We start from the raw sequence: 22,915 nt of genomic DNA, 5'->3' as shown, positions 1-22,915 counted from the left end.
CTCGACCTTGCTTGAGGTAGCAGGCTCCTCCTGAAAGCGCTGATGGGAAGGAGTCGGATATGCGTGCTGTGTGGTTGAGGGAGTTCGGCGGGCCCGAGGTGCTGGTCCCGGGGGACGCGCCCGATCCGGTGCCGGGCGGGGGGCAGGCGCTGGTGGAGGTCGAGTTCGCAAACATCACGTTCGTGGAGACGCAGACGCGGTCGGGGTCCGGTCCGATGCCGGTGCGGTGGGAACCGCCGGTCATCCCGGGCAACGGGGTCGGCGGCGTGGTCACGGCGGTCGGTGAGGGCGTTGACAAGGCGCTCGTCGGACGGCGGGTCGTCAGCAGCACCGGCGGCACGGGCGGCTACGCCGAGAAGACCGTCGTGGACGCCCAGGGCCTGTTCGAGGTGCCGGACGGCTTGGCCCTCGACGACGCGGTGGCCCTGCTCGCCGACGGGCGGACGGCGACGATGATGACGCGTGCGGCCCAGCCGCGCGAGGGCGAGCGTGTCCTTGTGGAGGCGGCGGCAGGCGGGGTCGGGACGCTCCTCGTCCAGCTCGCGAAGGCGCAGGGCGCGACGGTCGTCGCGGCTGCCCGAGGCCCCAGGAAGACCGAGCTGGCGTTGCGGCTGGGCGCGGACGAGGCCGTCGACTACGGCGAGCCGGGCTGGGCGGAGAAGGCCGGCCCGGTGGACGTCGTCTTCGACGGGGTGGGCGGGGACGTGGCCCGCGAGGCGTTCGGCCTGCTCGGGAAGGGCGGTCGGATGGTCAGCTTCGGGCTCGCCAGCGGGGAGTGGGCGAGCATCCCCGAGGAGGACGCCAAGGAGCGCGGCGTGACGCTCGTCCGGCCCGGGGCCTCGCCTGAGGAGATGCGGGAGTTCACGCTGAGCGCGCTGCGCGAGGCGGCGGCCGGACGGCTCAAGCCTGTGATCGGGCAGCGCTTCCCGCTCGACGACGCGGCCGGGGCGCACGCGGCGATCGAGTCGCGCGGCACCGTCGGCAAGACCCTGCTGGAGGTCAGCCGACCCGCTTGAGGAACGCGACGAGCGAACGCTCGTAGGCGGCCGGGTCGACGTTCCAGGACTCGGTGTGGTCGCCGGGCGTGGGGATGTGCGTGACCGTGCCCGGCGGCGCCTTGCGGGCGAACGCGAAGGCGGGGGCGTTGGCGACGGTCTCGTCGTCCTCGGTGGTGAACATGAGGACCGGCGTCCGCAGATGGGGTGCGAACCGCCGCATGTCGAAGTCGGTGAGGTCGATGCCGATGCGCCACTGCAGGACGCGCTTGGCGATGTCCGTGATGAAGCCGGGCAGGTGGCGGGCGTCGGCCTGCTTGTCCAGGGTGGCGTTCCAGTCCAGGACGGGGGAGTCGAGCACGACCCCGCGGACGAACGTCGGGTCCCGCTGCAACGTCGTCATGACCATCGCGCCGCCCATCGACCACCCGTACAGGACGACGCCGGTCGCGCCGTGGGCGCGTGCGTAGCCCATGGCGGAGACGACGTCGTGCCACTCCTTGTCGCCCAGATGGTTGTGGCGGTCCTTGGAGGGCGGTGCGCCGATGTCGTTGCGGTAGGCGATGGACAGCATCGGCATGCCCAGCGCGTGGACGGTCCGCATGACGCGGAGCGTCTCGGCCTTGTCGGCGTTGCGTCCGTGGACGCCGATGACCCAGGTGCCCTTGGAGGACGTCCCCGGGACGAGCCACGCCGGCATGGGCCCGACCTCGGACGGATACGTGACGTCCTGGAACGGCAGCCCGAGCGCCGTCTTCGGGTCGCCGTCGTACATCCAGTGGTCGATCATCGCGGGGGCGTCCTTCAGCAGGGCGCCCTCGACCGACGTCACCTTCCGGACCACGTGCTCGTCGTTTCCGCCGACGACGGGCCCGAGCAGGGCGCGGCCGCCCCGCCAGACGAGGGACCACGTGCCGGGGCGCTCCGTCCCCGGTTCGCGGGGGAGCGTGACGGTGCCGTTCCCCGCGTCCTCGATGGTCAGCGGGTACTCGGCGGAGTGGTCGACCTCGATGGCGACGCCGGCGAAGTACCAGCCGATGCCGCCGACGAGCGCGCACAGCAGCGCGGTGATCGTGACGACCGCCGACATCAGCGGGCGGGTGGGGCGGCGCCGCCGGGGCGGCGGGCCGGGGGACGCCGGGACGGACGACGCGGGTGCAGCGGTGGACACGACATACGAAAGTAGCCTCCCCCGAGCGTCGCGAATGCCCGGGTTAGAGCGCAATACATTGATTAGTGCGGTTAACCTGCCGATCAGGTGCCAAAGGAGGAGCCATCCGGACGGAGGGACGCGGGGTGACGGGCCAGAACGACCGCGTCGCGGAGTACGAGGGCCGGATCGCGGATTTCGCGCGGCGGCTGGCTCCGCCCGGCTGGCGGCGGCTCGACCTGCACTGCGTCGCGACTGTCGCGGTGAGCGACGTCGCGCTGACGGTGCTGACGGGCGAGGGCAGGATCGTGACGGCCGAGGGCGTCCCGGAGGAGCTGACCGGCCTGCTGATGGACCTGCGCCGCGCGCACTACCTGTCCGAGCAGGGCACCTGGTTCTCGATGACCATGATCATCGAACCCGGCGCGGCGCGTCCGCTCTACAACCACGACTTCGACCCGCTGTGGGACCCGCCGATCCCGGTGGAGTGCTGGCGCCGCGACCAGATCGTGATGCCGAGGGACGGCGCCAACAGGCCGGGCTGGCTGCGCGACCGCCTGGAGGGCCGCGAGCCCGCCGACCGCCCCGCGCCCGATCCCGGCCCGCTGAACCCGGTCGAGCAGATGGAGCTGCTGTCGAACCAGTTCGCCGTCCTGGTCGCCGACCGCGCGCCGGCGCTGTGGGAGCGGGTCTCCGGGCACTACCAGGCGGTCGGCGGGCACGCGGAGCTGCCCTCCGCCACCGTCCACCTGGGCGACGGCGCCCGGACCTCCTGGACGCCGCCCGCCGCTGCCGCCGCCCTCCTCGACCGGCTCCGCGCCGGGACGCACGCGTTCCAGGGCTCCACCTGGTTCCGGATCGACTTCGAGGTCCTGTACGAGGACGGGGGCGTGCGCTGCCGCGCGAGCTTCGCCCATGACGACGAGCCGCGCTGGGAGAAGGAGCCGTCCGCCGACGACGTCCGGCGCGAGCTGGAGCGGTTCCCGCGCGAGGACGTCCCGGAATGGATGACGCGGCGGCTCGGGCCGCGCCCCCGGCCCGTGACCGTGGCCGACACGCCGCCGCCCCGGCCGCGCTCCGGGCTGCGCAGGGCCAGGATCTTCGACCACGCGGGACCGGACGGGAGCCGTCCCGCCGTGTCGCGCCCGCCCGTCCCGCCGGACGAGGCCGGCCGCGTCGCCGAGTACCTGCGGCAGGCCCCGACCGTCATGGCCGCCCGCTCCAACGCCCCCGACCGGCTCGAACCGTCGCGCGGCACGGTGGTGCCGCTGACCTTCCACACCGACGGGACGTGGGTGTGGTCGGGCGCGGTGGCCTACTACCTGAGCGAGCACGGCGTCCCGCCGGAGCCCGATCTCGTCGCGCACATCAGGGCCAACGGCTTCCGCGTCCCGGCGGTGGACGACGACACCATGGACGCCGCGAACGCCTCAGTCACCGGACGCGCCGCACCCGAACGCGTCCGGACCGAGGCGGGCCCCGGCTGGGCGGAGAGGCTCCAGCACCGGCTCGACCAGCTCCGCGTCGACCGCGCCGCCTACCGCGTCGACGACACGGCCGAGGGCGTCTGGTGCCTGACGTCGGAGCCGGGCCGCTGGTCGGTGTTCCAGATGCGGGACGGCGAGCGCCGCAAGGAGGTCGTCTTCGACGACGCCGAGCAGGCGTCCGCGCACCTGCTCGGACGGCTCCTGCTCGACCCGCGCCACACCGTCAAGGACGGGCCGTTCGAGCCGCTCAAGGGCGAGCCGCCGCTGTCGCTCCTGCGCGACCGCCACGTCATGGAACTGGCCGCCGGGACGGAAGTGGACCGCTACGGCGGCTCGGACGGGAACGTGACGTACGCGGCCCGCACGCCGTATCCGCAGCGGTCGCTGCCGCCCGAGTGGCGCGACCGCCCGTACCGCGTCTACCGGTTGCAGCGCCCCATGGAGGCCCTGACCGGGACGGCGATCCCGTGGTTCGGCCAGCCGGGCGGCGGGACGGCGCACGTGTTCAGGAGATCGGTCGCCGACCTGCTCGCCGACGGCAGCATGATCGAGGTCCCGAACGGCTGAGCGGGACCGGGGCCAGGGTCAGGCCTGGCCGATCGCGGAGACCAGCCCGAGCGCCAACACCAGGTCGAGGTGGATGAACGTCTCCAGCTTCGCGCCCGGCGGGACGTCCCGGTCGGCGGCTAGCCGGTCGAGGACGGCCAGCGCGGCGGGGCCGTCGAGGTCGTCGGCGAGCGCGGCCATGGCCTCGTCCGCGTACTCGCGGCTCATCGGACGCCCCGGGGACGTCGCCCACTCGGCGACCTTGCCGCGCCAGGCGTCCAGCCGCTCGGTGGACGCCGCCACCCTCTCCCCGGACAGCTCCAGGGGCTCCTTGTAGGGGACTTCCAGCATCGCCAGGCGCGCGGTCAACCGGTCTGGAGCGGACCCGGTCTCCTGCGGCACGACCAGGCACAACGCGTCCATGTCGGCCCTGCCGGTCACGTAGACGTCGGCGTCCGGGAGCACGTCCTCCAGCACCTCGAACGGCTGGACGTTGTAGTCGTCCAACCCGCTCGCGGTACTGGGGGTGCTCACGACCCGGACGCGGCGCCCGGCCCGCTCGGCGACCCGCCGCAGCAGGTCGGCGACGACCGCGCGGCGGTACCCGCCGTCCGGCCCGTCCGAGGAGTCCACCACCTGGACGCGCAGCCCGCGCCCTGCGGGCAGCGCCTCCGCCCGCCCCGTTCGATGGTCGTACAACCGCAGCATGCCTCCCACCCTAGGGCGGGGTTCACAGCGGGTGGTCGGCGGCCAGTGGCCCGAAGGGCGCCGGCGCGGCGCCATCCGACCGGCGGACGGCCGCGAACCGCAGCCGCACGTAGTCGGCGACCCATCCCGACTCGCGGCGCAGCGCGGGCGCGGCGAGGTCGTTCACCCGCTCGAGCAGCGGGTCCACCAGCTCCGGCGGGACGTCGGCCAGCGCACGGGACGCGTAGGCGCGCACCCAGTCGGCGGCGCCGTTCGGCCCCTCGGTCATCCGGGTCGGGCGGTCGGCGTGCTCCAGCAGCCGCAGCGTGAACCCGGCCTCCTCCAGCTTGGCCGCGTACTCGGCGGGCGACGGGAAGTACCAGGGCAGCTCGGGCTCGCCGAGGCCGAACACCCGCCACGCCGTCTGCATCGCGACGATCAGCTCCGCGCAGTTCCCGGCGCCGCCGAGCTCGCCGACGAACCGGCCGCCGGGGCGCAGCGCCGCGTGCACGCGCCCGATCACCGCGTCGGGGTCGCGGGTCATCCAGTGCAGCGCCGCGTTCGACGCGACCGCGTCGAAGGACTCGCCTACGGTGAAGTCATGGGCGTCGCCGACGATGAACGACAGCCCCGGGTTCATGGCGGTCGCCTGCGCGACCATCTCCGGGCTGCCGTCGATGCCCAGCACCTCGGCGCCCCGTTCGGCGATCTCCGCGCTGAACGAGCCGGTGCCGCATCCGAGATCGATGATCCTCTCGCCGGGCTGCGGATCGAGCAGATCGACAAGGGGCGCACCGTGCGCGGACACATACCCGAAGGCGGAGTCGTACGTCGTCACGGCCCAGTTCACTGTCATAATTTATCGGACATCGCCCGATGGTGAGGTGGGGTTGCCGTGGCGGACGTCACGTCGGAGATCCGCGTCGTGGGTGCTGAGGGCCCCGAAGGCCTCTCCCTGCGCACCTCCGGCCTGTCCGCCAGGGGCCTGCCGGAGTTGCGCGCCGACGGGCTGCCGCCCTATCTGGGGCAGGGCTGGGCACGCGTCCTCGCCGCACTCGCGCAGCGGCTCGCCGCTACCGGCGAGGTCCCGGACGAACTCGCGCCCGGCGTCGGGATCCGCCTCGTGCCGGCGGAGGACGGCACCCTGGAGCCCGTCCCGCCACAGGGGCGCGACCTCGGCGAATGGCGCCGCGACGTGCTGATCCGGCTCTTCCCCGAAGCCCGGAGCTGACAGCCCGGACCTGGCCGCCCGCCCGCGAGGGGCCGGTTCCTAGAATCGGATTCTGACAACCGGCTGGAGAAGGGTGCGCGAGGTGCCGTACGCAGAGATCGAGTACGAGGTCCGGGACGGGATCGCCACCGTCACGCTGAACCGGCCGCAGAAGATGAACGCCTACACGTTCGTCATGCGCAACGAGATGCTCGACGTCTTCGACCGGATCGACGCCGACGACGAGGTCCGCGCGGTCGTGGTGACCGGCGCGGGGCGCGCGTTCTGCGCGGGCGCCGACCTGAGCGGCGGCGGCGACACCTTCGACAAGGACAAGTCCAAGGACATGTTCGCGGGGGAGGACGACGTCCTGGAGGACGGCACCCCGCGCGACGGCGGCGGGACGGTCGCGCTCCGCATCGCCCGCTGCCTCAAGCCCGTCATCGGCGCGTTCAACGGCGCGGCGGTCGGCGTCGGCGTGACCATGACCCTGCCGATGGACGTCCGGCTCGCCAGCGAGAAGGCGAAGTTCGGCTTCGTGTTCGCGCGGCGCGGGATCGTCACCGAGGCCGCCTCCAGCTGGTTCCTGCCGCGCCTCGTCGGCATCGCGCAGGCCATGGAGTGGGCCGCCACCGGCCGGATCTTCGACGCGCGGGAGGCCCTCGCGGGCCGTCTCGTCTCCCGCGTGTACGCGCCCGACGAGCTCCTCCCGGCCGCGTACGCGCTCGCGCGGGAGATCGCCGACAACACCTCGGCCGTCTCCGTCGCCGCGATCCGCCGCCTCATGTGGTCGGGCCTGTCCGCGCCCTCCCCGTGGGACTCCCACATCGCCGACTCCCGCCTCATGGCCTCCCTGGGCGGGGCCGCCGACGCCGTCGAGGGCGTCTCGTCCTTCCTGGAGAAGCGCGACGCCGCCTTCCCGCTGCGCGTCAGCAAGGACCTCCCGCCCGAGGTCCCCGACTGGCCCGTCCGCTGAGCCGCGCCGTCCGGGCCGGCGTCTCGCGGCGGCCCGGACGCCACGGCGACCCCGGTGGAAGGCGGGCGAGCGGGGCGTCGCATGATGGAGGGGAATCCCCGGGGCGTCCCAAGGACGATCTTGATTTTCCGGACCATCGGGAAGCGTGTTCCATCGGTTACGGAGGGTATTAAGCCGCCCGAGGCCACACGTTACGGGGGTGCCTGGTGCGGATCAGGAATTGTGCCGTCATCGGTGTCGGACTCCTGCTCGCGGCCGGTTGCAGCCACGCCGACCGGCAGGCGCGGACCGCAGGTGAGCACGGCAGGCTCAAGGGCAAGGCTCCGGTCACGAGACCGCCCGCCCAGACGCCGCCTCCGCCAAGGAAGATCGACTGCGACCGGGTGAAGTGCGTCGCGCTGACGTTCGACGACGGGCCCGGCCCGTACACGGCGCGGCTGCTCGACACGCTCAAGAAGAACGGCGTGCGCGCCACGTTCTTCATGCTCGGCGAGAACGTCGGCGCCCACCGCGACGTCGTGCGCCGGATGGCACTGGAGGGCCAGGAGGTCGCCAACCACACCTGGTCGCATCCGGACCTCACCACCCTGTCGCCGGCGGAGGTGCGGTCCCAGATCCAGCGCACGCAGAAGGTCGTGAAGGACGCCTCCGGCGTCCTGCCCACGCTGGTCAGGCCGCCCTACGGGTCCGTGAACAAGCGCGTCGAACGGGCCGTGGGGATGCCGCTGATCCTCTGGAGCGTCGACACGCTCGACTGGCGGTACCGCGACGTCGCCCGCGACACGCGCGTGGGGGTCAAGGAGCCCAAGAGCGGCGGCATCGTCCTGTTCCACGACATCCACAAGCCGAGCGTCGACTCCATCCCGAAGGTGGTGGAGGGCCTGCGCAAACGCGGGTTCACGTTCGTGACCGTCTCGGAGCTGCTCGCGGGGCGCCGGCTCCTGCCCGGCGCGTCCTACAGCGAGCGGACCCCGCCGCCGACCCCGGTCACGGCGAGTCCGCCGCCGACCGGCTCCTCCGCGCCCGCCGCCCCGCCTACCGCAGGCTCCACGGGCTCTATGCGAAGCGGCCCAGTGCCCGCCCCCGCGCTCCCCGGGCTGGACGCTCCCCGCTAGTCGTCTTCGGGGTCTCGGCGGGGGCGTCGTTTCGGTGGGGGCTGGGGCGGGACGACCTTCGCGGCGACCATGGTCCGCTCGGGCACCTCGACGAGTTCGCCGTTGCGGCGCCGCACCGCGAGCGTGCCGCCGGACCATGATTCGAGGACGCCCACCACGTCGCTGTACTCTCCCGTTGGCAGACGGCGGCGCAGCGAGATCCGCTGACCCACGTCCGCGCTACTGATGGCCACCACCAGGCGTGCGGCGAAGCGGCCGGACATGTAGGGACCCCCATGTCGAATCGTCGGCGGCGGGGTGGCCATACTATTCACAGCGAGCTTGCGGTGAGCCGTGACGTGCGGCGGGGCCGGAAATCCGAGAGGAGTCACTGACGTGACCTACGTCATTGCGCAGCCCTGCGTGGACCTGCTCGACAAGGCATGCATCGAGGAGTGCCCGGTCGACTGCATCTACGAGGGGAAGCGTCAGCTCTACATCCACCCGGACGAGTGCGTCGACTGCGGTGCGTGCGAGCCGGTTTGCCCGGTTGAAGCCATCTACTACGAGGACGACGTCCCCGAGCAGTGGAAGGACTTCTACAAGGTGAACGTGGAGTTCTTCGACGACCTCGGCTCGCCCGGCGGCGCGTCCAAGGTCGGGAAGATCGACAAGGACCACCCGATCGTCGCCGCGCTGCCCCCGCAGAGCCACGACGACTGATCGCGTGCGGGGTCTGGAGCGCTCCTTGCAGGCGCGTTCCAGGGGCCGCCTGCGTCGGATACCGGGCCGTGGTCGGGAACGACTGCGGCCCGGTGGGTTTTCTCAGAGGAGGTAAGGGCGTTGTTCACGTTGCCGGACTTTCCGTGGGATCGGCTCGCGCCGTACAAGGAGCGGGCGCTGGCGCACGCGGACGGCATCGTCGACCTTTCGGTCGGAACGCCCGTGGACCCGACGCCCGAGCCGATCAGGGAGGCCCTCGCCGCCGCGTCCGACGCGCCCGGCTACCCGCAGACCTACGGGACGCCGGCGCTGCGCGAGGCCGTCGCGGGATGGCTGCGCCGCCGCGCCGGGGTGTCCGGCGCCGACCCGGACGCCGTGCTCCCCGTCATCGGCACCAAGGAACTCGTCGCCTGGCTGCCGACGCTGCTCGGCGCCGGCCCCGGCGACAAGGTCGTCTTCCCCGCGCTCGCCTACCCGACCTACGACGTGGGCGCCCGGCTCGCCGGCGCCGACCCCGTCGCGACGGACGGCCTGCTCTCCCTCGGCCCCGTCAACCCGAAGATCGTGTGGGTGAACTCGCCGTCCAACCCGACCGGCAAGGTGCTGCCCGCCGAGCACCTGCGCAAGGTCGTCGCGTGGGCGCGCGGCCGCGGCGCGGTCGTGGTCAGCGACGAGTGCTACCTGGAGTTCGGCTGGGACGAGGCGAACCCGCCGATCTCGGTCCTGCACCCCGACGTCTGCGACGGCTCCCACGAGGGCCTGCTCGCGCTGAACTCGCTGTCCAAGCGCTCCAACATGGCGGGCTACCGCGCCGGGTTCGTCACCGGCGACCTCGCGCTCGTGAAGCGGCTGCTGGAGGTCCGCAAGCACGCCGGAATGATCGTCCCGGCGCCGGTGCAGGCCGCGATGACCGTGGCCTACGGCGACGACGCGCACGTGGACGAGCAGCGGGCCCGGTACGCGCGCCGCCGCGCCACCCTGCGCGCCGCGTTCGAGAGCCACGGCTTCCGGATCGACGACTCCGAGGCGTCCCTGTACCTGTGGGCCACGCGGGACGAGCCGTGCTGGGAGACCGTCGCCCACCTGGCGTCCCTCGGCGTCCTGGTCGGCCCCGGCGAGTTCTACGGCCCGGGCGGCGCCCGGCACGTCCGCATCGCCTTCACCGCGACCGACGAACGCGTCGCCGCGGCCGCCGAACGCCTCTGACCCCGTCCCGGCCCCTCGCCGGTGAGCGGGTGGCCGTACCAGGTCGGCGGCCGGTTCCGGTCGGGTTGCCGCCCAGGAAATACGGTGTTTCCGGACGAAACCGCATCTTCATTTGATACGTCTGATCGCGGTATGGGCTTGATAGGCCACAGTCGGTAGGATCCGCAGGTCTGGCCCCCGAAAACGGACGAAACGATGGAGGTGCCGTGGGCAAAGCGGCGATAGTGATCCTGCTGGCACTGATCCTGGTCGCCTTGGTCGTGCTCATCGCCGTCCTGCTGCGGCGCCGTTCGGGCGCCCCGGCGCCGGCGCCCGCCCCGGCCGCACCGCGCGACCCGTTCGCCGCGGAGGACCAGGTGGCCGGCGACCCGCGCGCCCTCAAGGCCGGAGACATGGTGGAGTACCTCGGCACCCGCTACTTCGTCCGCGGCTCGCTGCGGCTGAAGGAGGGCGGCTTCACCTGGAGCGAGCACCTCCTCGACGCCGACACGATCGAGGGCACCAAGGTGTGGGTCTCCGTCGAGGAGGACCCCGACCTCGAGGTCGTCTGGTGGACCGAGCACGACATCGGCGACCTGCGGCCCGGGGAGAAGACCATCGTCGTGGACGGCGTGGAGTACCGCCGCGACGAGCACGGCACCGCCGACTACACCAGCGAGGGCACGACGGGCGTCGGCGTCCAGGGCCGGGTCGAGTACGTCGACTACGAGGGCCCGGGCGGCAGGTACCTGTCGTTCGAGCAGTACGGCGGCGGCCAGTGGGAGGCGGGCCTCGGCGAGCGCGTCCCGGCGGGATCGATGACGATCTACCCGGGCGGCGGTAGCTGACCTTGCGGGCCGTCCTCGACACCCCCTACGCGGACGCCCGCGCCGACGGGCTCTCGTTCGCGCTCGGCCTGCCGCCGCTGGACGCCCTCGCCGTCCTGCCGGTGGAGCGCGCGGGCCTGACCGTGGAGCTGCGCCTGCTCGGCGCGTCCCACCAGGTCATCGCCGGGCCGCTGAGCGAGACGGTGGCGTGCCTGCCCGGCCGCGCCGAGCCGCTGCCGGGACGCGCGGTGACGAGCGTGCCCGGCTGGGCCTACGACTTCGCCGCGACCACCGCGGCGCACAGCGACGGGACGGCGTTCGCCCGTGCCGTCGAGGCGGTGTGCGCGCGGCTCGCGGACCGCGGTGACGCGCTGACCGGGTCGTTCCCCGGTTCCCCGCACGCCGTCACCGCCCTTGCCTTGGAGGACACGGCGGAACAGGAGGCCGGGTTCGGCTGGCGCACCTGGCACGCCTACCCGCAGACCCGGGAGATCGTGATGACGCGGAGCCGGCTGGTGAGACCTCGTGAACGGTAGGAGCCAGGTGAACAACAGGTACCGGGTGGCGGGCGCCGTGGTCGCCGCGACCCTGACGGCAACGGCGCTCAGCGGCTGCGGGCAGTCGCAGTCGTCCTGGATCGCCGACAAGTACAGCAGGGACGGAGTGGGCGCCTACCGGTCGCCGAAGCCCCCGCGGACGGTGGCGTCGGAGATCGGCCGCAAGTTCAAGCCCATCGACCGGGTGGACGACATGGCCACCAGGGGCCCCAACGGGGGCATCTTCATGCGCTACCCGAAACTCGTCGTCGGCGTCCTGCCGAACGGGACGGGCAGCCGCATCACGGTCGACAACCCGCGCAGCGGCTACAGCCGCCACTACACCCATGTGGCCGGGCGCTGGAGCAGCCCGGGCAGCAATGGATGGACCAGCAGGGGCGCAGCGTCGTTCCGCGGCGGCGGACCGGGCTCCGGCAAATGAGGCATCGGGCAGACCAGGGCGTCGGGCAGACGAGGAGCGACACATGAACGACGACATCCTTCACGAGATCGGGGCGACCTTCGCCTACGGCGCGGTCGGCATCGCCCTGATGGCGATCGGCTACCTGGTCGTGGAGGTGACGACGCCCGGCAAGCTCGGCAAGCAGATCTGGACCGAGGGCAACCGGGGCGCCGCGCTCCTGCTGGCCGCCAAGCTCTTCGGCACCTCCGTGATCGTCACCACCGCGATCGTGACCAGCGACAGCGACCTGACCGACGGGCTGGTGGACACCGCCGTGTTCGGCGGGATCGGCATCGTGCTGATGGTCGCGGCGTTCTTCCTGCTGGACGTGCTCACGCCCGGCAAGCTCGGCGCCACGCTCGTGGACGCGGGCGGGACGGGCGGCGCGATCCACCCGGCGGGCTGGGTCGTCGCCGCCGCCGACCTCGGGGTCGCCGCGATCGTGGCCGGGGCGGTCTCCTGACGTCCCGGGACCTGGACCAGGCGGCCCTGCCGTCCGGCACGGCCTCCCCGGAGCCGTCCACTCCCGAGGGGGGCGGCCCGGGGAGGTCGCGTGTCACGGCGCGGGCGGCGCGCGCGCTCGTCCTCGCGGCAGTGTTCGCGTGCGCGGCGTGCGGGCTGGTGTACGAGCTGGCCCTGGTGGCGCTCGGCAGCTACCTCGTCGGGAACTCCGTCACGCAGGCGTCCATCGTCCTGTCGGTGATGGTGTTCGCGATGGGCGTCGGCTCGCTGGCCGCCAAGCCGCTGCAGGGCCGCGCCGTCGTGGCGTTCGCCGTCATCGAGGGCGCGCTCGCGCTCATCGGCGGCGTGTCGGTCCTCGCGCTGTACGCGGCGTTCGCGTGGCTCGACCTCTACGTCCCGGCGCTGGTGGTGGTGTCGTTCGCGGTCGGGGCGCTGATCGGCGCGGAGATCCCGCTGCTGATGACGCTGCTCCAGCGGATCCGCAAGCAGGACGCGGGGTCCGCGGTGGCCGACCTGTTCGCCGCCGACTACGTGGGCGCGCTGATCGGCGGCCTGGCGTTCCCGTTCCTGCTGCTGCCCACGTTCGGGCACATCAAGGGGGCGCTGCTCGTCGGCGTCGTGAACGCCGTCGCCGGCATGGCGGTCGTGCTGTGGCTGTTCCGGCGGGAGGTCGGGCGCGTCGCCCGGATCGCGCTCGCCCTCGGCATGGTCGCCGTCCTCGGCGTCCTCGGCGGGACGTACGTGCTCGCGGACGGCTTCGAGGTGTCGGCGCGGCAGGCGCTCTACGACGCCCCGATCGCGGTGGCGAAGCGCACGAAGTACCAGGAGATCGTCATCACCCGGCGGGCCGGGCTCGGCCCCTCGGACCTGCGGCTGTTCCTCAACGGCGACCTCCAGTTCTCCTCGGCCGACGAGTACCGCTACCACGAGTCGCTCGTCCACCCGCTGATGTCGGGGCCGCACGGGCGGGTGCTGATCCTCGGCGGCGGGGACGGCCTGGCGCTGCGCGAGGTGCTGCGCTACAAGGACGTGCGGAGCGCGACCCTGGTCGAACTGGACCCCGAGATGATCCACCTGGCCCGGACGTACGGGCCGCTGGAGTCCCTCAACCGGCACGCGTTCGAGGACCCGCGCGCCGAGACCGTCAACGCCGACGCGTTCTCCTGGCTGCGCCGCCTCGACCGGCGGTTCGACGCGGTCATCGTGGACATGCCCGACCCCGACGACGTGTCCACCGCCAAGCTGTACTCGGTCGAGTTCTACGGGATGGTGAAGCGGGCCCTGGCCCCGGGCGGGCGGATCGTCGTCCAGTCCGGGTCGCCGTACTTCGCGCCCAAGTCGTTCTGGAGCATCCAGAAGTCCATCGCCGCCGCCGGGCTCGCGACCACCCCGTACCACGTGGACGTGCCGAGCTTCGGCGACTGGGGGTACGTCCTCGCGGCCCCCGGGAAGCGGCCGCCCGCGCTGGGCCTGGCGCCCGGCGTCTCGGGCCTGCGCTTCCTCGACGGGCCGGTGCTCCAGGCGGCGGCCGTCTTCCCCAAGGACCGCCGCGCGCGGGACGTGGACGTCAACACCCTCGTCCACCCGCGCCTGGTCGAGTACGAGGGCCAGGAGTGGAAGAACTCCTAGCCGGGTCCGGGCGCCCTAGTCGGGGACGGACCGGCGGAGCGCCTTGTCGACGGCCCGCTGGAACGAGGTGACCAGTGACTGGATCATCAGCGGCTTGAGCTTCCCGGCCATCTCCATCAGCCGCTCCCGCTCCTGGGGGGCGCGCCCGCCCGCCCGGTAGGGGCGGACGACGGTGTCCTGGAAGACCTGCTGGAGCTCGGCGGCAAGCGCGGTCGTGTGCCGGTCCACCGCTTGGTACGAGGCGATCAGCGTGTCCAGGGGAAGCGGCAGCGCGGCCAGTTCGGCGCTGACGCCGAGCAGCGCGGGGCTGACGACCCGCACCTGGCCCGCCGGGTCGTCGGAGATCTGCTCGACGACGCCGAGGGCCTCCAGCCGCTTGATCGTCTCGTCGTCGAGGTGGCGTCCGGCGCGGCGGTCCAGCTCGTGCCGGTCGAGGTCCTCCGGACGCTCCGGCGCCCACGGGGACAGCAGGGCGCGCTGGAGGGCGAGGTCCTCGGCCGGCGCGTCCAGCGGGATGCGCTTCAGGTGCTTCTCGATCGAGGCGAGCGTGAGCCCGAGCGACTGGAGCTCCCGGACGAGTTCGAGCCGCGCGAGGTGGTCGGCGCCGTAGAGGCCCGTCCGGCCGCGCAGCCTCGGCGGAGGCAGCAGCCCGCGCCCGGCGTAGAACCGCACGGTGCGGACGGTGACCCCGGCGCGCGCGGCCAGCTCGTCGACGGTCAGTTCCATGCCGCCCTCACCGCCGCCTGCCTCCATGCCGCCGCTCCCGGGCCGCCCGCCGCTATGTGACAGCACCAGTGTTACATTAATCGTGTATCAGCGCGCACTTACCTGAGCGCGCACCGGTCGGCGCCACACCTGTCAGCACGTACCAAGTAGGGAGACCGCGGATGGGACGCGACATCTACACCGAGGAGCACGAGGCCTTCCGCGACATGGTGCGCTCCTTCATCGCCAAGGAGATCGCGCCCCACCACGAGCAGTGGGAGAAGGACGGGATCGTCTCGCGCGACGTGTGGCTGGCCGCGGGGCGCGCGGGCCTGCTCGGCATCGACATGCCGGAGGAGTTCGGGGGCGGCGGCGACCCCGACTACCGCTACTACGTGATCTTCAACGAGGAGCTGGCGAAGGCCGGCGTGCACGGGCCCGGCTTCGCCGTCCACAACGACATCAACGGCGGGTACCTGCGGCAGCTGTGCACCCCCGAGCAGCAGCGGCGCTGGTTCCCCGGCTACTGCTCCGGGGAGATCGTCACCGCGATCGCGATGACCGAGCCCGCCGCCGGGTCCGACCTCCAGGGCATCAAGACCACCGCGGTGAAGGACGGCGACCACTACGTCCTGAACGGCTCGAAGACGTTCATCTCCAACGGCATCCTCGCGGACCTGGTCATCGTCGTCGCCAAGACCGACCCGTCCGCCGGGGCCAAGGGCGTCAGCCTCCTCGCCGTCGAGCGCGGCATGGAGGGCTTCGAGCGCGGCCGCAACCTCGACAAGGTCGGCATGCACGCCCAGGACACCGCCGAGCTGTTCTTCGACAACGTCCGCGTCCCCAAGGAGAACCTCCTCGGCGAGGAGGGCATGGGCTTCATCTACCTCATGCAGAACCTCGCCCGCGAGCGGCTGTCCATCGGCGCCACCGCGCAGGCCGCCGCCGAGACCGCCTTCGAGCAGACGCTGGAGTACTGCAAGACCCGCGAGGCGTTCGGCCGCCCGATCGGCAAGTTCCAGCACAACCGGTTCACGCTCGCCGAGATGAAGACGGAGCTGACCGTCTCGCGCTCCTTCACCGACGAGTGCATCGTCAAGGAGAGCAGGGGGGAGCTGACCCCCGACGAGGCCGCGATGCTCAAGTGGTGGAACACCGAGCTGCTCAAGCGGGTCGTGGACCGCTGCGTCCAGCTCCACGGCGGCTACGGCTACATGACCGAGTACCCGATCGCCAAGGCCTACCAGGACGTCCGCATCCAGACCATCTTCGGCGGCACCACCGAGATCATGAAGGAGATCATCGGCCGCGGCCTCGGCGTCTAGCCCGCGCCCCGCGCGCCCATCGCCCGGCCGCCGCCGCGCTCACCGCGCCGAAACCTCCCGGCTGCCACGTTGGGCGCGTGAACACACGCGAGGAAACGGTCGTACGGCTCGGTTCCGTACGCAGGACATTCGGCGACGTCGCCGCGCTGGACGGGGTGAGCCTCGACATCCGGCGCGGCGAGTCCGTCGCGGTGATGGGGCCGTCCGGCAGCGGGAAGTCGACGCTGCTCAACATGGTCGCGGGACTGGACCGCCCGACGGCGGGCTCGGTGGCGGTGGACGGCGACGACCTCACCGGGATGGGCGAGGCGGCTTTGGCCCGCTTCCGCCGCCGCCGGATCGGGATGGTCTTCCAGTTCTTCAACCTGCTGGACGACCTGCCCGCGCTGGAGAACGTCGCGCTGGCCGCCCGGCTGGCCGGCGTCCCGGCGCGCAAGGCGCGGGCCCGGGCGCTGGAACTGCTGGACGAACTCGGCGTCGCCGACCGCCGCGACGCCTACCCGGCGGTGCTCAGCGGCGGCGAGCGGCAGCGCGTCGGGGTGGCGCGGGCGCTGGTGAACCGGCCGGCGCTGCTGCTGGCGGACGAGCCGACCGGCGCCCTCGACAGCGCGACCGGCGAGCAGGTCGCCGGGCTGCTGCTCGACCTCAACCGGAAGGGCCAGACGCTGCTGCTGGTCACCCACGACCAGGGCCTGGCCGACCGGTGCGCGTCCCGCCTGGTCGAGTTCAGGGACGGCCGGATCGTCCGGGAGTCGGCAACGGGCGGCGGCGCGCGGGAGACGGCCGAGACGCGGTCCGTCCGATGAGCGCGGTGTGGGCGGCGTCGCGGGCCGGGGTGCGGCGGCGCAGGGTCCAGTCGGCCAGCATCGCCGTCGTCGTGGCGCTGTCCACGGCGACGCTCGTGTTCGGGCTCGGCCTGCTGGCCGCGTCGCGGTCCCTCTTCGACGACGCCTTCGCGCAGGCGCGCGGCGCGCACGCGACGGCCTCCTTCGACGCCGCGCGGGTGAGCGCCGACCGGCTCGCCGCCACCGCCCGCGCGCCCGGCGTCACCGCCGCCGCGGGCCCGTTCCGCACGGCCGTCCTGCCCCGGGACAAGGGCCCCATGGGACCCGGCGGCGACGGCCTCCTGGTGGTCGGACGGGACGACCCCGGCGGCCCCGTCGACAGGCTCACCCTCACCCAGGGCCGGTGGGTCCGCGGACCGGGCGAGGTCGTGCTCCGCGTCAAGCCCGGCGGCCCCTTCAGGCTGGGCGGCAAGCTGACGCCCCCGGGCCTGCCCGAGCTCACGATCGTCGGGTTCGCCGACTCCGTGACGGACGGCTTCATGGGCTGGGTGACCACTGCCCAGGTCGCAGCCTTCCGGCCGGACGGGCTCCAGATGCTCTACCGGTTCGACCGCGCGAAGGGCGCGTCCGAGGTCCGGCAGAGCCTGACGGCCGCGACCGCCGGACTGCCGATGCGCGGCTACGACTCCTACGTCACCGCCGAGCGCTCCTTCGAGAAGAGGTTCAACCAGCTGATCCCGTTCGTCACGGTCTTCGGCGTGCTCGCCATGGCCGTGTCGGTGTTCATCGTCGCGAACGTGGTCAGCGGCGCGGTGGTCTCCGGGTTCCGGCACATCGGCGTCATGAAGGCGCTCGGCTTCACCCCGGCGCAGGTGACCGCCGTCTACGTCGTCATGGTCGCCGTCCCGGCGCTGCTCGGCTGCGCGGTCGGCCTGCTCGCGGGCCACCTGCTCGCCCTGCGGATCGCGGCGAGCGTGGCGGCGGGCTTCGAACTGCCGTCGGCCGGGGGAGCGGCGCCCGTGCTCGACCTCGCCGGGGGCGCCGGGGTCCTCGCCCTGGTGGTGCTGGCCGCCGTCCTCCCGGCGCTGCGGGCCGGACGGCTCCCGGCGGTGCAGGCGATCAGCGCCGGGACCGTGTCGCGCCGGGGCCGCGGGCGGCGCCTCCAGCGGTGGCTGCTGCGCACCCGGCTGCCCGTCCCGGCCGGGCTGGGCCTCGGGCTGCCCGCCGCCCGCCCCGCCAGGACGGCGCTCACCCTCGCGGGGCTGTGCCTCGGCGTGACCGCGGTGACCATGGGGTTCGGGCTCCAGCAGACGGTCATGAAGATCACGACGGCGGACACCGAGGGGCACACCTCCGTCGTCGCGGGCGTCGCCCCGAGAGCCTCCGGCGGCATGACCGACGACAAGCTGGAGGCGCTGCTGCGAGCCCAGCCGGGGACCGCCCACATCATGTCGTTCGCGCCCGCGAACGTGCGGATCCCCGGGGTGCCGTCGAGCCTGTCGGCCGAGGCCTACAGCGGCGACTACCGCCCCTTCCTCGGCGACAGCCTCGTCCGCGGACGCTGGTTCTCGGGCCCCGGCGAGGTCGTGCCGAGCGAGGCGTTCATGCGCCTCCACGACCTGGACGTGGGCGACACCCTCACGCTCCAGACGGCGGGCGAGCCGGTCAAGGTGCGGATCGTGGGCGCGTTCGCCCATCCCGACACCGACCGCCTGATGCTCGACACCGCCAGCCTGCCCGCCGCGGCGACCAAGGACCAGCCCAGCCCCTTCTCGGTGATCCTCACCAAGGGGACCGACCCGTCCGACTACGTCCGCCGGCTCACCGCCGCCGCCCCGCCCGGCGGGCTGTTCGCCGAGCCTGTGCGGCCCGACCTCGGCGAGGGCGCGGTCTTCGGCGGGCTGTTCCTGCTGTTCTCACTGATCATCTGCGCGGCGGCGGGGCTCGGCGTCCTCAACAGTGTGCTGCTGAGCGCCCGGGAGCGCGGCCGGGACCTCGGCGTGCTCAAGGCGGTCGGGACGACCCCGCGGCAGGTCGTCGCCATGATGGTGACGTCGATGGCGGCCCTCGGGATCGTCGGCGGCGCGCTCGGGGCGCCGCTCGGGGTGCTCGTCCACCATGGCGTCGTGGTGCTCACCGGCGACATGCTCGGCAGCGGGATGGCGTCGTCCTGGATCCACGTGTACTCGTGGACCGTGCTGGTGCCGCCGGCCTGCGCCGGGCTGGCCGCGGCCGTCCTCGGCGCCTGGCCGCCCGCCCTCCGGGCCGCCGCCACCCGCACCGCCGCCGTGCTGCGCAGCGAGTGAGGGTCACGTGAGGGCCACGGTGACCGACAGCCCGCCGTCCGGGTTCGCCGTGGCCCTCGCGTCGCCGCCGTGGGCGCGGGCGATGGCGGCGACGATCGACAGCCCGAGCCCCGCGCCCTCCGCCGACCCGGTCCGGTCGGCGTGCAGCCTCCGGAACGGCTCGAACAGCTCGTCCACCTTCTCGGGCGGGACGATCGGTCCGGTGTTGCGGACGACCAGCGCCTCCTCCGACAACTCCACGCGGACGTCCCCGCCGGGCCGGTTGTGCCGGATCGCGTTCTGCACCAGGTTCGCGGCCATCCTTGTGAGCAGCACCTCGTCCCCGGCGACGGTCACCGGACGCGTCTCGGCGGCGACGGCGATCCCGTCGCGTTCGGCGGCGGCGGCGTTGTCCTCCACGACCTGCCGGACGACCGCTTCGAGGTCCACCGGCGCGCGGGCGTCGAGCCCCCGTTCCCCCTGCGCGAGGACGAGCAGCCCCTCGATCAGCCGCTCGGACCGCAGGGTGTTGCGCAGCATCTCGGCCCGGACCTCGGCGAGCCGCTCCGGCGAGGGGTCCGCGAGCCCGACCTCCACGGCGGTCCGCTGGATGGCCAGGGGAGTGCGCAGCTCGTGGGACGCGTTGGCGACGAAGCGGCGCTGGCTGTCGACCGCCTTCTCCAACCGGTCGATCATGGCGTCGAAGGTGTCGGCCAGCTCCTTCAGCTCGTTCTGCGGCCCGTCCAGCGCGATGCGCTCGTGCAGGGTGGACAGCGACAGCCGGCGCGCGGTCGCCGTGATGCTGTGCAGCGGACGCAGCAGCCGCCCGGTCAGCCACCAGCACACCGCGAACGCCAGCACCGTGATCACCACGATCGCGACCAGGATGACGAGCCGCTGCGACCCGACCAGGCTGTCCTGGAACTGCTCCGGCCCGACGACCTTCTTCGGGCCCTGCCCCGCGCCGGGCTCCACGAACTCGAACCGCGGCGTCGGCGCGACCGGCGCCGCCGGCGGGCACGGCATGTCCTCGGGGACCCCGTCGCATGCGACGGGGTTCGGGTGCGCGGGGACGTCCTGCACGCGGTCGTTGACGATCCTCTTCTGCATCCACAGGACGGCGCTGAGCACGCCCAGCGTGATCACGGCGAACAGGCCGCCGTACAGCAGCGTCATCCGGGCCCGCACCGTCGCGGGCATCACAGCCGGTACCCGCTTCCCGGAACGGTGACGATGACGGGCGGGTCGCCGAGCTTGGCCCGCAGCTTGCTCACGGTCACCTTGACCACGGTGGTGAACGGGTCGGTGTTCTCGTCCCACGCCCGTTCGAGCAGCTCCTCGGCGCTGACCACGCCGCCCCGCGCCTGCATCAGCACCTCCAGCACGGCGTACTCCTTGGGGGACAGCGCCAGGCGGCGGCCGTCCCGGGCCGCCTCGCGCCGCGCCGCGTCCAGCGTGAGCCCGCTCCGCACCAGCACCGGGGGCAGCGGCGGGACGTTCCGCCGCGCCAGCGCGCGGATCCGCGCCACCAGCTCGTCGAACGCGAACGGCTTGGCCAGGTAGTCGTCGGCGCCGAGGTTCAGCCCGTCCACCCGCTCGTGCACCGCACCCGACGCGGTCAGCATCAGGATGCGCACCCCCGCCTCGCGCTGCGCCAGCTCCCGGCAGACGTCGTCGCCGTGCACCAGCGGGAGGTCGCGGTCCAGCACGAGGACGTCGTACTCGTTGACCGCGAGCCGCTCCAGCGCCCCCGCCCCGTCGTAGGCGACGTCCACCGCCATCGCCCGCTTCCGCAGCCCCTCAGCCACCAGATCGGCCAGGAAGCGCTCGTCCTCGGCCACGAGTATCCGCATCCCACCATTCCCCCAGAACCGCGATAAGGCGATGGTTAACGGCGGCTGCGAGATCACCCCGACGATGGGCTGTGGTGCCCCGAGGAGGCCTCGGGGCACCACATCGGTGATCAGACGCCGAACGCGGCGGGGTACTGGATGGTGCCGGTGGGGACCGGGCGGGCCTCGTCCAGCGCCATCGCCATCATGGCCTCGTCCGGGACCTCGAAGGGCGCGCGGATCCCGAAGCGGGAGGCGGGGATGAAGCCGAACCGCGGGTAGTAGTCGGCGTGGCCGAGGACCAGGACGAGGTTCTCGCCCATGGCCCGGGCGGCGTCCAGGACGGCGCGGATGGCGGCCGAGCCGGCGCCGGTCCGCTGGAACGACGGCAGCACGGCGCACGGCGCCAGGGCGAGCGCCGACTCGCCGTCGACGTGGCAGCGAGTGATCAGTGCGTACCCGACCGGAGTGCCGTCGGGGGTCGTGCTGACCACGGACAGGCCGTCGATCCACGCCTCCGCGTCGGCGCGCAGGGCGTCGACGATGCCGGCCTCTTCGGCGGTGGGGAAGGCGGCCAGGACGATGTCGCGGATGGCGGGCACGTCGTCGGCGGTCTCGGGGCGGGTGTTCCAGGTGGACATGGCGGTCCTGTTCTCGTCGGTGGAAGCGTCGTCGTGAAGGAGGTGGGCGCGCACCGGGGCGCCGGGGCCGTGTGCGGGCGTGTCGGTGGGGCTCACTGCTGGCGCTCCCTGAAGCGGTAGGTGGCGCGCAGGTGCTGCGTGATGTTCTTCTTGACGGCCTCGCGGTCGGCCCGCAGCCGCGCGTCGGTGCGGGAGGCGGCGTAGGCGTTCTCCCGCAGCAGCCGGTGAAAGCTCTCCAGGCGGCGCTCCGGCAACGTGCCGGCCTCGACGGCGGCCAGGACGGCGCAGCCCGGCTCGCTCTCGTGGGCGCAGTCGCTGAACCGGCAGTCCAGCGCCAGTTCCTGGATGTCGGCGAACGTCTGCTCCAGCCCGCTCTGGGCATCGTGCAGGCCGATCGAGCGCAGCCCCGGAGTATCCAGCAGGACGCCGCCGCCGGGCAGCGGCAGCAGCTCCCTCCAGGCGGTGGTGTGCCGGCCCTTGCCGTCTGTAGCGCGTACGGCGCCGGTGGCCAGCAGGGGCTCGCCCAGCAGGGCGTTGCCCAGCGTGGACTTGCCCGCCCCGGACGGGCCGAGCAATACGACCGTGCCGGTAAGGACGGCCGTCAGGACGTCCAGGCCCTCCCCGGTCACGGCGCTGGTGACCAGCACGTCCACGCCGGGCGCCACCGCTGACACCTCGGCCTGGGCCGACGCCGCGTCGGCGCGCTCGTCGGCCTTGGTGAGCACGATGACGGGCTGCGCCCCGCTCTCCCAGGCCAGCGCGAGCATCCGCTCGGTGCGGTCGTGGTTGAGCGGGGCGGCCAAGGACACGGTCACCACGACCGTGTCGACGTTGGCGGCCAGGACCTGCCCGTGCGAGGTGCGTGAGGCGGTGGACCGCACCAGGGCGGTGCGCCGCTCCAGAACCTCGTGCAGCACCGCCGCATGGTCGTCGGTCGGCGGACGCAGCGCCGCCCAGTCACCGGTGCAGGGTGCCGCGAGCGGATCGCTCTGCTGGGCGGCAGGGATCTCCGCACGGACGGCCCCCGTATCGGTGACCGTCTCGCACAGGCCGCGTTCGGCCCGCACGATCCGCGCCGGGATCAGCCCGGCGGCGTGATGGGGTGCGAAGGCGTGCTCGTAGGCATCGTCCCAGCCGTAGCGCGCCAGAGGGCGTGGCCGGGTGGAGAAGGAAGAATGTTGAGACAACGTGAAGACCCTTGAACAAGGGCCCCGATCAGCACGGAGTGCAGCCTCCCGGAAGCCGGCACGGCTTCGACGGGATCGTGAACGTCAGGTCAGACCAGGGCCCGGGACGTGAGGATGGTCCAGCGGGCGCTGCACACGGCAGCGGCCTTCGCGGCGCTCATCAACTCACCTCCCGTTTCCGTAGC

At 73.0% G+C, this 22,915-nt stretch carries 24 protein-coding genes; 15 read left to right on the top strand and 9 right to left on the bottom strand.

Going from position 1 to position 22,915, the window contains the following annotated elements:
* Positions 1 to 59 precede the first annotated feature (59 nt).
* A complete protein-coding gene (locus K4S16_RS21425; protein ID WP_149260799.1) occupies positions 60 to 1,016 on the top strand; it encodes a zinc-binding dehydrogenase in 957 nt (318 codons plus the stop codon).
* Here K4S16_RS21425 and K4S16_RS21420 read toward each other — a convergent pair.
* Positions 1,000 to 2,166 carry a S9 family peptidase gene (locus tag K4S16_RS21420; protein ID WP_149260798.1) on the bottom strand — a complete coding sequence of 389 codons (1,167 nt, stop codon included), beginning with the start codon at positions 2,164 to 2,166 and terminating at the stop codon, positions 1,000 to 1,002. The two genes, K4S16_RS21425 and K4S16_RS21420, sit on opposite strands and share 17 nt — an antisense overlap.
* A gap of 125 nt (positions 2,167 to 2,291) precedes the next feature.
* Between K4S16_RS21420 and K4S16_RS21415 the strand changes: the two genes are divergently transcribed.
* A complete protein-coding gene (locus K4S16_RS21415) occupies positions 2,292 to 4,199 on the top strand; it encodes a TNT domain-containing protein (protein ID WP_235036970.1) in 1,908 nt (635 codons plus the stop codon).
* A gap of 18 nt (positions 4,200 to 4,217) precedes the next feature.
* Here the strand turns inward: K4S16_RS21415 and K4S16_RS21410 are convergent, their stop codons facing one another.
* The gene (locus tag K4S16_RS21410) at positions 4,218 to 4,886 is read right to left on the bottom strand and encodes a hypothetical protein (RefSeq protein ID WP_149260797.1); all 669 of its coding nucleotides are present in this window, start codon (positions 4,884 to 4,886) and stop codon (positions 4,218 to 4,220) included.
* A 22-nt stretch (positions 4,887 to 4,908) separates the two neighbouring features.
* Positions 4,909 to 5,721, bottom strand: a complete 813-nt coding sequence (locus K4S16_RS21405; protein WP_149260796.1) for a class I SAM-dependent methyltransferase — start codon at positions 5,719 to 5,721, stop codon at positions 4,909 to 4,911.
* Between the two features lie 39 nt (positions 5,722 to 5,760).
* Between K4S16_RS21405 and K4S16_RS21400 the strand changes: the two genes are divergently transcribed.
* The 3 genes from K4S16_RS21400 to K4S16_RS21390 all read left to right on the top strand — a co-directional run bounded on the left by K4S16_RS21400 (position 5,761) and on the right by K4S16_RS21390 (position 8,166).
* Positions 5,761 to 6,096, top strand: a complete 336-nt coding sequence (locus K4S16_RS21400; RefSeq protein ID WP_149260795.1) for a hypothetical protein — start codon at positions 5,761 to 5,763, stop codon at positions 6,094 to 6,096.
* A gap of 82 nt (positions 6,097 to 6,178) precedes the next feature.
* Positions 6,179 to 7,051, top strand: coding sequence for a crotonase/enoyl-CoA hydratase family protein (locus K4S16_RS21395; protein WP_149260794.1), 873 nt, complete (start codon positions 6,179 to 6,181; stop codon positions 7,049 to 7,051).
* Positions 7,052 to 7,257: 206 nt separating this feature from the next.
* On the top strand, positions 7,258 to 8,166 hold the full coding sequence (locus K4S16_RS21390) for a polysaccharide deacetylase family protein (RefSeq protein ID WP_200842027.1): 909 nt from the start codon (positions 7,258 to 7,260) through the stop codon (positions 8,164 to 8,166).
* Here K4S16_RS21390 and K4S16_RS21385 read toward each other — a convergent pair.
* Positions 8,163 to 8,429, bottom strand: coding sequence for a hypothetical protein (locus K4S16_RS21385; RefSeq protein WP_149260793.1), 267 nt, complete (start codon positions 8,427 to 8,429; stop codon positions 8,163 to 8,165). The two genes, K4S16_RS21390 and K4S16_RS21385, sit on opposite strands and share 4 nt — an antisense overlap.
* Before the next feature lie 112 nt (positions 8,430 to 8,541).
* Here K4S16_RS21385 and fdxA point away from each other — a divergent pair, with 112 nt between their 5' ends.
* From fdxA to K4S16_RS21350, 7 genes are all read left to right on the top strand, one after another.
* Complete coding sequence (fdxA, locus tag K4S16_RS21380; protein ID WP_149260792.1) at positions 8,542 to 8,868, top strand: ferredoxin; 327 nt, start codon at positions 8,542 to 8,544, stop codon at positions 8,866 to 8,868.
* 120 nt (positions 8,869 to 8,988) lie between these two features.
* Positions 8,989 to 10,074: a succinyldiaminopimelate transaminase gene (gene dapC, locus K4S16_RS21375; protein WP_149260791.1), complete on the top strand. Its 1,086-nt coding sequence runs from the start codon at positions 8,989 to 8,991 to the stop codon at positions 10,072 to 10,074.
* Positions 10,075 to 10,280: 206 nt separating this feature from the next.
* Positions 10,281 to 10,901: a DUF4178 domain-containing protein gene (locus tag K4S16_RS21370; protein ID WP_149260790.1), complete on the top strand. Its 621-nt coding sequence runs from the start codon at positions 10,281 to 10,283 to the stop codon at positions 10,899 to 10,901.
* 2 nt (positions 10,902 to 10,903) lie between these two features.
* Positions 10,904 to 11,416, top strand: a complete 513-nt coding sequence (locus K4S16_RS21365) for a DUF2617 family protein (protein WP_149260789.1) — start codon at positions 10,904 to 10,906, stop codon at positions 11,414 to 11,416.
* A 7-nt stretch (positions 11,417 to 11,423) separates the two neighbouring features.
* Positions 11,424 to 11,858 (top strand): DUF4247 domain-containing protein, encoded by a 435-nt coding sequence (locus K4S16_RS21360; RefSeq protein ID WP_235036968.1) that lies wholly within the window; start codon positions 11,424 to 11,426, stop codon positions 11,856 to 11,858.
* 43 nt (positions 11,859 to 11,901) lie between these two features.
* The gene (locus tag K4S16_RS21355; protein WP_149260788.1) at positions 11,902 to 12,342 is read left to right on the top strand and encodes a DUF350 domain-containing protein; all 441 of its coding nucleotides are present in this window, start codon (positions 11,902 to 11,904) and stop codon (positions 12,340 to 12,342) included.
* Between the two features lie 131 nt (positions 12,343 to 12,473).
* Entirely contained in the window at positions 12,474 to 13,970 is a 1,497-nt protein-coding gene (locus K4S16_RS21350; RefSeq protein WP_235036967.1) for a polyamine aminopropyltransferase, read from the top strand.
* Positions 13,971 to 13,985: 15 nt separating this feature from the next.
* Here the strand turns inward: K4S16_RS21350 and K4S16_RS21345 are convergent, their stop codons facing one another.
* Positions 13,986 to 14,762, bottom strand: a complete 777-nt coding sequence (locus tag K4S16_RS21345; RefSeq protein WP_235036966.1) for a MerR family transcriptional regulator — start codon at positions 14,760 to 14,762, stop codon at positions 13,986 to 13,988.
* A gap of 95 nt (positions 14,763 to 14,857) precedes the next feature.
* Here K4S16_RS21345 and K4S16_RS21340 point away from each other — a divergent pair, with 95 nt between their 5' ends.
* From K4S16_RS21340 to K4S16_RS21330, 3 genes are all read left to right on the top strand, one after another.
* A complete protein-coding gene (locus K4S16_RS21340) occupies positions 14,858 to 16,000 on the top strand; it encodes an acyl-CoA dehydrogenase family protein (protein ID WP_149260786.1) in 1,143 nt (380 codons plus the stop codon).
* Between the two features lie 77 nt (positions 16,001 to 16,077).
* On the top strand, positions 16,078 to 16,806 hold the full coding sequence (locus tag K4S16_RS21335; RefSeq protein ID WP_149260785.1) for an ABC transporter ATP-binding protein: 729 nt from the start codon (positions 16,078 to 16,080) through the stop codon (positions 16,804 to 16,806).
* Positions 16,803 to 19,091 carry an ABC transporter permease gene (locus tag K4S16_RS21330; protein ID WP_149260784.1) on the top strand — a complete coding sequence of 763 codons (2,289 nt, stop codon included), beginning with the start codon at positions 16,803 to 16,805 and terminating at the stop codon, positions 19,089 to 19,091. Before K4S16_RS21335 ends, K4S16_RS21330 begins: the two co-directional genes overlap by 4 nt.
* Before the next feature lie 3 nt (positions 19,092 to 19,094).
* Here the strand turns inward: K4S16_RS21330 and K4S16_RS21325 are convergent, their stop codons facing one another.
* The 4 genes from K4S16_RS21325 to rsgA all read right to left on the bottom strand — a co-directional run bounded on the left by K4S16_RS21325 (position 19,095) and on the right by rsgA (position 22,730).
* A complete protein-coding gene (locus K4S16_RS21325; RefSeq protein ID WP_200842026.1) occupies positions 19,095 to 20,270 on the bottom strand; it encodes a HAMP domain-containing sensor histidine kinase in 1,176 nt (391 codons plus the stop codon).
* Positions 20,270 to 20,923, bottom strand: a complete 654-nt coding sequence (locus tag K4S16_RS21320; protein WP_149260783.1) for a response regulator transcription factor — start codon at positions 20,921 to 20,923, stop codon at positions 20,270 to 20,272. The genes K4S16_RS21325 and K4S16_RS21320 overlap by 1 nt, the downstream gene beginning before the upstream one ends.
* A 110-nt stretch (positions 20,924 to 21,033) precedes the next feature.
* Positions 21,034 to 21,543, bottom strand: a complete 510-nt coding sequence (locus K4S16_RS21315) for a GNAT family N-acetyltransferase (RefSeq protein WP_149261212.1) — start codon at positions 21,541 to 21,543, stop codon at positions 21,034 to 21,036.
* A gap of 92 nt (positions 21,544 to 21,635) precedes the next feature.
* Positions 21,636 to 22,730, bottom strand: coding sequence for a ribosome small subunit-dependent GTPase A (gene rsgA / locus K4S16_RS21310; RefSeq protein ID WP_149260782.1), 1,095 nt, complete (start codon positions 22,728 to 22,730; stop codon positions 21,636 to 21,638).
* Positions 22,731 to 22,915 lie beyond the last annotated feature (185 nt).

Source organism: Actinomadura sp. K4S16 (assembly GCF_008327685.1).
Taxonomy (GTDB): domain Bacteria; phylum Actinomycetota; class Actinomycetes; order Streptosporangiales; family Streptosporangiaceae; genus Spirillospora.
This window is presented reverse-complemented; position numbering and strand designations above follow the sequence as displayed.

Bases quoted from the DNA above. Each gene is read 5' to 3' on its own strand.
- K4S16_RS21340 (WP_149260786.1), top strand. From the start codon at position 14,858: ATGGGACGCGACATCTACACCGAGGAGCACGAGGCCTTCCGCGACATG.
- K4S16_RS21320 (WP_149260783.1), bottom strand. From the start codon at position 20,923: ATGCGGATACTCGTGGCCGAGGACGAGCGCTTCCTGGCCGATCTGGTG.
- K4S16_RS21355 (WP_149260788.1), top strand. From the start codon at position 11,902: ATGAACGACGACATCCTTCACGAGATCGGGGCGACCTTCGCCTACGGC.
- K4S16_RS21425 (WP_149260799.1), top strand. From the start codon at position 60: ATGCGTGCTGTGTGGTTGAGGGAGTTCGGCGGGCCCGAGGTGCTGGTC.
- K4S16_RS21325 (WP_200842026.1), bottom strand. From the start codon at position 20,270: ATGCCCGCGACGGTGCGGGCCCGGATGACGCTGCTGTACGGCGGCCTG.
- K4S16_RS21405 (WP_149260796.1), bottom strand. From the start codon at position 5,721: ATGACAGTGAACTGGGCCGTGACGACGTACGACTCCGCCTTCGGGTAT.
- K4S16_RS21330 (WP_149260784.1), top strand. From the start codon at position 16,803: ATGAGCGCGGTGTGGGCGGCGTCGCGGGCCGGGGTGCGGCGGCGCAGG.
- K4S16_RS21385 (WP_149260793.1), bottom strand. From the start codon at position 8,429: ATGTCCGGCCGCTTCGCCGCACGCCTGGTGGTGGCCATCAGTAGCGCG.
- K4S16_RS21410 (WP_149260797.1), bottom strand. From the start codon at position 4,886: ATGCTGCGGTTGTACGACCATCGAACGGGGCGGGCGGAGGCGCTGCCC.
- K4S16_RS21315 (WP_149261212.1), bottom strand. From the start codon at position 21,543: ATGTCCACCTGGAACACCCGCCCCGAGACCGCCGACGACGTGCCCGCC.